The organism is Gemmobacter sp. LW-1, assembly GCF_001303875.1.
Taxonomy (GTDB): Bacteria; Pseudomonadota; Alphaproteobacteria; order Rhodobacterales; family Rhodobacteraceae; genus Gemmobacter; species Gemmobacter caeni.
On the sequence record NZ_LJSC01000023.1, the window covers coordinates 19,308 to 28,622 of the forward strand.

General features: G+C 65.4%; 4 protein-coding genes and 1 pseudogene. 2 read left to right on the plus strand and 3 right to left on the minus strand.

Going from position 1 to position 9,315, the window contains the following annotated elements; translation table 11 throughout:
* From AO684_RS03370 to AO684_RS03380, 3 genes are all read right to left on the minus strand, one after another.
* Positions 1–4,860, minus strand: a complete 4,860-nt coding sequence (locus AO684_RS03370; protein WP_054301336.1) for a calcium-binding protein — start codon at positions 4,858–4,860, stop codon at positions 1–3.
* 169 nt (positions 4,861–5,029) lie between these two features.
* Positions 5,030–6,064 carry a ParB N-terminal domain-containing protein gene (locus AO684_RS03375; protein WP_054301337.1) on the minus strand — a complete coding sequence of 345 codons (1,035 nt, stop codon included), beginning with the start codon at positions 6,062–6,064 and terminating at the stop codon, positions 5,030–5,032.
* Between the two features lie 107 nt (positions 6,065–6,171).
* Positions 6,172–7,566: an AAA family ATPase gene (locus tag AO684_RS03380; protein WP_054301338.1), complete on the minus strand. Its 1,395-nt coding sequence runs from the start codon at positions 7,564–7,566 to the stop codon at positions 6,172–6,174.
* 453 nt (positions 7,567–8,019) lie between these two features.
* On the opposite strand from AO684_RS03380, the gene AO684_RS03385 reads away from it, so the two are divergent.
* Together AO684_RS03385 and AO684_RS21510 are read left to right on the plus strand one after the other, a co-directional pair.
* On the plus strand, positions 8,020–9,057 hold the full coding sequence (locus AO684_RS03385) for a replication initiator protein A (RefSeq protein WP_082400703.1): 1,038 nt from the start codon (positions 8,020–8,022) through the stop codon (positions 9,055–9,057).
* Between the two features lie 116 nt (positions 9,058–9,173).
* Positions 9,174–9,315, plus strand: a pseudogene (locus AO684_RS21510) (DUF2793 domain-containing protein); the annotation flags it as partial.

The following is a 9,315-nucleotide window of genomic DNA, read 5'->3' on the forward strand; positions in this document are numbered from 1 at the left end:
CTAGAGAATGACGTCGAAATCCGCCGCAGTCAGCTTCAGCCCGCTGTCCAGAACGGCGAATTTCACCGCCGCCCCCTTCCCCGACCCGTCGGCATCGTAGAACAGCGCGCCGGTCTTGCTGTCATAGATGATCCGGTCATCGGCTTCGCGCGCCTTCGCACCGATGGCAAAGGCCTCCGCCGCCAGATCGCCCGCCTTCAGCTTGCGGAAGACCGAGCGATCCAGTTCGAACGTATCCGCCGCCACGTTGAAATCGGTCACGCGGTCCAGATTGGTCTTGCCCAGGGCCGTATCGAAGACAAAGACATCCTTGCCCGCGCCGCCGGTCAGCACATCCTTCCCGGCCCCGCCTGACAGCCGGTCATTGCCCGCGCCGCCCTCCAGCCGGTCGGCCCCGCCCTGCCCCGACAGAACGTCGCGCCCGCCATTGCCCTGGAAGACATTGGCCTTGCCGTCGCCGGTCATGCTGTCCGCCTTCTTCGAGCCGGAGAAGATCTCGATCGAGACGAAACGCGGGGTCACCGCCGCTGCCAGGTTGCCCACCCGCGCCGCAGGCTGGTCGCCCAGATCGAAGATGGCCGCCTCCTCAAAGATCACCCGGTCGCGCCCCGCCCCGCCACTGACCAGATCCTCGTCATCGACCAGCTCGAACGTATCTGCGCCGCCGCCGCCCGACAGTGTATCGGCCCCGGCCCCACCGGTCAGCGTGTCGGTCCCGGCCCCGCCCGACAGGCTGTCATCGCCCGTGCCCCCTTCAAGCGCATCAGACCCCAACCCGCCATCCAGCGTATCGGCATCGGCCCCGCCATCAAGGCTGTCATCGCCGCCCTCGCCGATCAGCTGGTCGGCCCCGCCGCCGCCCGAGGCCGTGTCATCGCCTGCGCCAAGCGCCACGATATCGGCCACGATGGCGCCGGTATAACGTTCCGCCACCTTGCTGGTATCGAAGATGAAAGCCGCGCGGCCCAGTTCCTCCAGATCGTCGAAGCCCAGGATGGTGATGCGCTGGGTGAAGCCGTAGGCGGTGATGTCGATGGCACCGTCGTCGCCCAGATCCTTCCAGAAATAGGTCTTGAGCGTGGTGAAATTCTCGATCCCCAGTTCGCGCAGGTCGATCAGATCCTCTTCCGCGCGCGAAAAATCGGCGATCACCGCCCCGCCGTTCGAGGTGCCGCGGCCATAATCGTTCAGACTGTCGATGAAGCCGGTCCAGGAGCCCATGACAAAGCGGTCGGCCCCGGCCCCGCCATACATGGTATCCGATCCGGCCCCGCCCGAAACCTCGTCATTGCCGGCCCCGCCATAAAGCTGGTCCGAGCCGTCGCCGCCTTCCATCTCGTCGGTGCCCGCGCCGCCATAAAGCGTGTCGGCTCCGGCTCCGCCGGACAGGCTGTCATTGCCGATCTCGCCGAACAGCCGGTCACGGCCCTGCCCCAGCCCGCCGTCCAGCGCATCATTGCCGCGCCCGCCGAACAGATCATCATGGCTGCGCGTGCCGGTGATGCTGTCGGCCGAGACATTGGTCGAGAACAGGAAATTCCCGGCATTCAGCGTGCCTACTGTGGCGGCGGCCCCCAGCTCCAGCTTGTTGAGGAAGCCGTTCTGCGTCACCAGCAGCGAAATAGAGCCGTTTTCAGTGATCAGCAGCCGCTGCACCGTCTCGACATCCGAAATGCCCAGTTCGCGCAGGTCGATCCGGTCCTCGGCGGTCCAGTCGGTGATGCGGTCGATGCTGTCCTCGATCATGCTGGCCGTGCGGTTGCCTGCCATGCTGAACATATCGGCCCCGGCGCCGCCGGTCAGCGTGTCATTGCCGCCCTGCCCGGCCAGCGTATCGGCCCCGGCCCCGCCGGTCAGCACATCGTCATAGGACAGCGCCCAGTCGGTATAGACGAAGGCATCTTCCTCGCTTTCGGTCACTGTATCGCCGAACAGCCGGTCGTCGCCATCGCCGCCCGACAGGCTGTCGCGGCCGATACCGCCCAGCAGGTCATCCGCACCCGCGCCGCCATCCAGCGTATCGTCGCCCGACTCGCCTTCCAGCCGGTCCGATCCGCCGGAGCCTGACAGCAGGTCGGCGCCGGTGCCGCCAAACAGGCTGTCATTGCCCGCCTCGCCGAACAGCCGGTCACGGCCACCGCCGCCCGACAGGTTGTCATCGCCGCCGCCGCCGAAGAAATCATCGGCCTGATTTCCGCCGGATCTGTAATCGGCCTCGTCATTCACCGCCAGAACCACATTGGCCGAGCCGATGGCCGCGAGATCCGTCCAGTTCAGAAGCCGCAGCACATTGCGATAGCCGTTCATGTAGCTGACCAGTTCGGTCGTCTCGCCGCTGACGGCCAGCAGAGCCTGCACCGTGGCAAATTCGGTGATCCCCGCCTCGGTCACGTCGATCCTGTCGGCGGTGGTCCAGTCGGTCACCACATCGACCGTATCGGCTGAAAGCGTGTTCCAGCCCTCGCTGCTATAGGCCAGACGGAAAGCATCGGCGCCCTCGCCCCCGGTCAGCGTGTCATTGCCGGCGCCACCCGCCAGCAGATCGTCACCCGCCCCGCCGGTCAGCACATCATGGTAGATCAGGTTCCAGGTGGTGATCGCCGTATCGCCCACCAGCGTATCGGCATCGGCGCCGCCGTTGATCGTATCGGCCCCCGCGCCGCCCTCGATACTGTCGAGCCCGGCCCCGGCCTGCACCAGATCGGCGCCCGCCCCGCCGAAGACCGTATCGGAACCCGCGCCACCATAGAGCGCATCCTCGCCGTCGCCCCCGTCGATCCAGTCATTGCCGGTCTCGCCGAACAGCCGGTCGATGCCGCCCAGCCCCGAGATATTGTCGTCACCGCCGCCGCCGAAGAAATCATCGCGCGCCTCGGAGCCCTGAATCCAGTCCGCCGTGGTATCGACAGACAGCACCGCCCGCGCCGCCGTCAGATCCTCGGGGCGGAACAGCGTGCCCAGGGACAGGATGGTGCGATAGCCGTTCTGCCAGACCACCACCGACGAGGCGGTGCCGCCCGCATTGTCGACCAGCAGCATGCGCGCGGTTTCAAGATCAGAGATACGGGCTTCGGAAAAGTCGATCCGGTCTTCCGTCGCATTGAAATCCACCGCCACATCGGTGGTATCGGCGGCCAGCGACAGGCCCGAATAGGCCCAGTAGGCCCCGAAGCTCAGCCGGAAGGCATCGGACCCCGCGCCGCCGGTCAGCCGGTCATCGCCCGCGCCCCCGGCCAGCGTATCGGCCCCGGCCCCGCCCTCCAGCGTGTCGTTGAAAGCCTGCTGCCAGTTGGTATCCTCGTCATCGCCCCGGATCAGGTCATCATCGGCGCCGCCGGCCAGGCTGTCGGTGCCCTCGCCGCCGGTGATCTGGTCACGTCCCGCGCCGCCATCGACACTGTCATTGCCGAAGGAGGCGGTGATCGTGTCCGAACCGTCGCCGCCGAACAGCAGGTCATTGCCCGCGCCGCCATCGGCATTGTCATTGCCGCTTTCGCCGAACAGCCGGTCATCATCCCCGCCGCCACTGAGGATGTCATCGCCCCGGCCGCCGAACAGATCGTCCCGCGCTTCGGTGCCATAGACGTAATCGTTCTGCGTGACATTCGACAGCACGACATTGCCGGCGCCAAGGCTCTGCGGATCACTGACAGAACCGTTCAGCGCCAGTTCGGTGCGATAGCCATTGTTCCAGATCGTCAGCATCATGCCGGTGCTACCCTGGCTTTCCAGCAGATAGCGCAGGGTGGTGATGTCGCTGATCCCGGCCGTGGACACGTCGATCCGGTCCTCGGCGCTGAAATCGGTCACGGTATCGCGGGTGTCCGCCGTAAGCTGGGCATTGGAATATTGCTGGGCATGGATGCGGAACGTATCGGCGCCGCTGCCGCCGGTCAGCTGATCCTCGCCTGCGCCGCCTGCCAGCAGGTCATTGCCCGCGCCGCCCGAGAGTGTGTCATTCCACAGCGCATCAGGCTGGGTGGCGGATTCGCCGAACAGCGTATCATTGCCGTCGCCGCCATTCAGGGAGTCGGCGCCATCCTCACCTTCGATGAAATCATTGCCATCCCCGCCCTCGACCCGGTCGTCATCAGCCCCGGCGACGATCGTGTCGGAACCGGCGCCGCCATAGAGACTGTCATTGCCCTCCATGCCATAGACGACATCATTGCCGCCCGCTGCCAGCACCCGGTCATCCCCGGCCCCGGCGTCGATCTGATCCCCGCCATTCGCCCCGAACAGGTCATCCCGGCCGCCGGTGCCATAGCCGTACACCGGGCTGGTTGAAGTGGCGAGGATCACATCCGCCGCCGCCAGCGCCGAGACGCCATTCAGGCGGATGGTCTGAAGGTAATCGTTGACGAAGAACGACAGCACCAGCGCCCCGCCTGCATTGCTGGTGAACAGCGCCAGATCGGCAAGGCTGGTGACGGGCAGATGGCTGAGGTCCAGCCGGTCGCCGGACTGGAAATCGGTAACGGTGACGGTGCGCGCACTGTCCTGGGTCGTGTAGCTGCCCTGCGGCAGAAAGCCGGTAATGCGGAACACGTCATTGCCGCCGCCGCCGGTCAGCGTATCGTCGCCGCCTTCCGAAATCAGCAGATCGGCATCCGCCCCGCCATCGAGGCTGTCGCCGAAGGCCGAGCCCAGCAGGGTATCGGCCCCGCCATTCCCGAAGATCGTCATACCATGCGCAGGCTGCATGTATTCGACCCGGTCGGCCCCCGAGCCAAGCCGGATCACATCGACGAGGCTGTCGAAATCCCCCGAAGCACCGGAGGTATCGGACCAGCTTCCGCCGATGTCGTATCCGTAAATTGTGATGGGCAGACTGCGGGCGGAGAGATTGAGCAGGGACATTGCACGCTCCGGGAAATCACTGAAGGTTGTTGATACGGGAAAGTCACTGCGCAAATACCGCAGGCCGTGAGGATGCGGTGGCCCATGATTCCCGTCAAACGAATCTTTCAGCGCCCCGAACAGCGCACCGGAGGGCGGATGTTTCGCGCGCGAAACATCCGCAGACGGCCTATTGCTGGCGCAGCCAGTCCAGCAGTCTGGCGCGCAGGGCGGCATCGGCCCTGTCGCCTTCAAGGGCGAAACCGCCGCCCGGCAGATCGCGCAGCCGCAACCCCGGCGCTACGCTCAGAACAGTCTCTGTGACCGCCTTTTGAGACGGTTTTTCAACCGTGCCCAACCGCGAAAGCACGGCCTGTTCGGCTTCGGCGGTGGCCGGGGCTTTCGCCTCCAGCGCGGAAAGCAGGCGGGCGGGCAGGGCGGGATCGGCCTCGATCCGCTGCGCCAGCGCCAGACCCAGCTTCTCGCTGATCGTCTCGGGGAAGCGCAGGGCACCATCCAGTGCCCGCACCACGGTCAGGAAGGAGCCGATCTTCGACCGCCGCGCCCGGGGAACCGAGCCGAACAGGCCGCGCAGAGCCGATCTGTCATCCGCATAGACCCCCGCCTCTACCGCCTTGGCCACAATGCGGGCGCGTTCGTAGAAGGACAGGCCGACGCGCAGCTCGTTCTCCTCGACCATGGCGACATAGGCATCCGACGCCTGTTCCGGCTGCCGCAAAAGTGCAAGCACAGAGCCGTATTTTCCGGCATCCCCGGTTTCCGCCAGAAGCTGCCGCAGGGCCTTGAGCCGCCGCCAGCCGGAAATCAGCCCGTAACGCTCCGGTCCCAGCGCTACCACCTCGACGGGGGTTTGCTGGCCACGGGCGCGCAGCGAGTCGACCAGCGCAGTCATTTCGTCATCATCCAGCGCGATCCGGTCGCGCATCAGGTGATCGGCCTGCACCTGATCCAGCGGCAGGGCCAGTACCATACGGCCGCTTTCCCGCGCATTGCGCAGAACTTCGGCCATTTCTTCCATGGCAGCGGTGGCGGCGGCTGCACCTGCCATATCGGCAATCGGCGCGGGCCGGACATAGGTGCCCGCATAGCCCTGCGGATAGCGGGTGAACATCGCCTTGGTTTCCAGATCCGGCGGCAGATCCTGGGTGGCGTCCTCGGGGAGGGCGGGATCACCAAAGGGGGTCAGGCGTTTGCGTTTGGCCATGTCTCAGCTCCGCTTGCGGGGAGGGCAGGGTAGGGCGGCAGCCGGAAACAAGGCTCTAAACCGCCGTTCGATTGTGTTTCGCGCGCGAAACATCCGGAAGGAAACCGTCACTGTGCGGCCTCCCGGGACTGTGCCAGTTCGTCACGGCGCCAGGAACCGAGGATCAGCGCCTTCACCGCTGCCCAGGTTTCGTCAAAGGTCTCGCGGCCACGGGCATAGGTCTCGCGGTTGAAATCGCGGTAATCAGCCTCGTAGATGCCGCGCACCTGTTCGCCCGCCTGCCCGATCAGCGCGGTGAATTCCTGCCGCTGCGGCGACAGGGTCTTGCCCATCCAGCCCTGCATCAGCGCCGCAAGTTCGGCCTGCTGGCTGCCGTCAAACCGGGTGATCAGCGCGCGCACCGCATCCCATTCAAAGCTGAGCTCGGGCCGCCCCAGCGCGCGGGCCGCGAGGTTCTCGCCGTCCTCGATCGACCGGAAGGTCGAATGCAGCATGTCGAAGAACCGCCCTGTGGAATCGAATTCCAGAAACGAGGCTCCCATCGGCACCAGCAGGATATCGGCGGCGGCAAGTCCGTTGATCGTCAGATACCCCAGCGCGGGCGGGGTATCGAGGAAGATCACATCATACTGGTCCAGCACCCCGTCAGCGGCGAGGCTTTCAGTCAGCGCATCCCACAGCTTCCAGCCGCGCGACTGCATGCGCCAGACCGGGATCTGGAACTCGGCCCAATAGAGGTTCAGCTGCGCCCCGATCAGGTCGATGTTGGGCCAGTGGGTCTTCTGGATCAGACTGTCGGCCTTCACGGTCAGCGCCTCGGTCAAAGTCTCGTCCAGCGGCACGGGGGCATCGCCGCGATCCAGACGGCGCTGGTTGTCGATGCGCAGATGCGCCGCATAATGCCGTGCCAGCAGCGGAAAGACGGTCTGCCATTCATCGGCGACCCGGCCCCCGAAGATCGAGGTCATCGAGCCCTGGCTGTCGAGGTCGATCACCAGCACCCGGTAGCCATCCAGCGCCGCCGACATCGCCAGATGCGCGCAGGTCGAGGTCTTGCCGACGCCGCCCTTGAAATTGGCGACAGCCAGCATCTTGGCGGGCAGATCCTTCGGCCGGTAGGGCTGATAGGGTTTGGCCTTCGACCCTTCGGCGGCAAAGAAAGCGCGCAGCCGCAGCACCTCGTCCAGGGTGAACCATTTGGCGCCACCGTCGGTTTCCGAAGCCCCCTGCGGCAGGTCCGGGTTCTGTTTCAGCACGCGGCGGAAATGGGCCTGTGCGACCGGGATCAGATAGCGGGTGATCTCCCAGGTGGAGAACAGCCGCAGCCGGCGATGCCCGCCCGCATCCAGACCCCGGCCCGCCAGATCGTCGCGGCCGATCTCACAGGCCCGCGCAATGGCCCCGAAGCTTTCGGTGGTGGTGGCATTTCCCAGAGCTGCCATTGCCGCATCGGGGTCAATGCCGAAATAGGGGGGAAGAGGGGTGCCTGCCTCGGGCTTCATGGTTTCCTCATGTGCGCTGTTTTCATCAGTATACCGCAAAACCCGGCACATGGAAGAAAACTCGGCATGTGGATGAATTTTCCAAGCTGATTCTATGGCTTGCAGCTTGTCGTGCCGGAAATTCCGCGCGGGTTCTGCGGAAGGCGCCTGGGATTTTGCGGCGGCGCATGCGCTTTTTTGTTAGATGGATGTTAAAGGATTCTGTTACGGCTGCCGATCCTTTTCTTCAGAGCCTTGTTTTTCATGGGAAAATGTCCAACGGGAAATGTCCTTGCGACTCTGATCCGACGATGGGGTGACTCTGATCCCCCGTTCGGGTGACTCTGATCCGCCATTCGCCGGACTGGACGGGGGATGTGGATAACTCTAGGCTGGGTGTCACTGAAACCCCGATAAAAAGCGGGGGCAGGATCGAGCAGAAAACCCGCGTCAGACGGGCATGAAGAGGCGGCAATGGCAGGACAGGCGGTTGCGGGCAGAGGCCCCGCACGGCAGGGCATTCGGGCGCAGATCGCACCGGCAATCGGGGATCTGTTCGTCTGCGATGTGCTGGCGGCCAGCGCCAAGGATGACCTTGGCACGATGGAACATCCGATCTTCTCGCTTTCGACCAAGCCCGATCTCCGGGTGCTGAGCTATGATCACAACGGCGCCTCGGTGCAGGTGACGCCCTCGGTGAAGGGCCGCGCCACGATCTTCGACAAGGATATCCTGATCTATTGCATCAGCCAGCTGATGGCGGGTCTGAACGCGGGGCGCGAGATCAGCCGGACCTTGCAACTGAAGGCGCATGATCTGCTGACGGCCACGCAGCGCGATACCGGCGGCGACAGCTATCTGCGGCTGCGCGAGGCCTTCGAACGGCTGGCGGGCACCCGTATCACCACCAATATCGCCACCGGCGGCATCGAGAGCACCAGCGGCTTTGGCCTGATCGAAAGCTGGGAGATCCTGCGCAAGACGCGGGGCGGGCGGATGATCTCGGTTATGGTGACGCTGTCGGACTGGCTGTTCCGCGCGGTGCTGGCGCGGTCGGTGCTGACGCTGAGCCCCGATTATTTCGGGCTGCGCAAACCGCTGGAGCGGCGGATCTACGAGCTGGCGCGCAAGCATTGCGGGCGGCAGCCGGAGTGGCGCGTCTCGGTCGCGACACTGCACAAGAAGGCGGGATCGGCGGCGCCGGTGCGGGTGTTCCGCGCGGCCTTGCGCAAGATGATCGAGGAGGCGGGCCTGCCCGATTACCGGATGACGGAAGAGCCGGGCGATCTGATCCGCTTCACCCGCTCCGGCGTGATCGAGGAGGAGGCGCCCGCCGCCTCTGCGCCGTTGTTCGGCCCCGAGGTGCTGGAGGCCGCCCGCGCGCTGGCCCCCGGTGCCGATGTCTATGCGCTGGAGGCGGACTGGCGCGCCTTCTGGGCCGATGCCGGACGGCCACGTCTGTCGGCGCCGGACAAGGCTTTCCTTGGCTGGGTGCGCGCCCGCCGGGGCTGAGGCGGGTGTGGCGGCAGGGTTAACGAAAAACCCGCAAGGGCGCTCAGGCTTCGGGATTTGTCAGCCCTGACCGGAAAGGATCGGCGCAACCCCGTGATGCGCAGGAGCCGCCGCCGATGTCCGATACCTCGCCCAATCTCGACCTGCCGTTCCTGTTGCCGGCACAGGCGCAGAAACACGTCACCCATAACGAGGCGCTGGAGCGGCTGGACCTCTTCGTCCAGCTGACCGTGCAGCGGTTCGATGCCGAAACCCCGC

Excerpts from the sequence above, each read along its gene's own strand:
- AO684_RS03375 (WP_054301337.1), bottom strand. The coding sequence starts at position 6,064 with ATGGCCAAACGCAAACGCCTGACCCCCTTTGGTGATCCCGCCCTCCCC.
- AO684_RS03380 (WP_054301338.1), bottom strand. The coding sequence starts at position 7,566 with ATGAAGCCCGAGGCAGGCACCCCTCTTCCCCCCTATTTCGGCATTGAC.
- AO684_RS03370 (WP_054301336.1), bottom strand. The coding sequence starts at position 4,860 with ATGTCCCTGCTCAATCTCTCCGCCCGCAGTCTGCCCATCACAATTTAC.
- AO684_RS03385 (WP_082400703.1), top strand. The coding sequence starts at position 8,020 with ATGGCAGGACAGGCGGTTGCGGGCAGAGGCCCCGCACGGCAGGGCATT.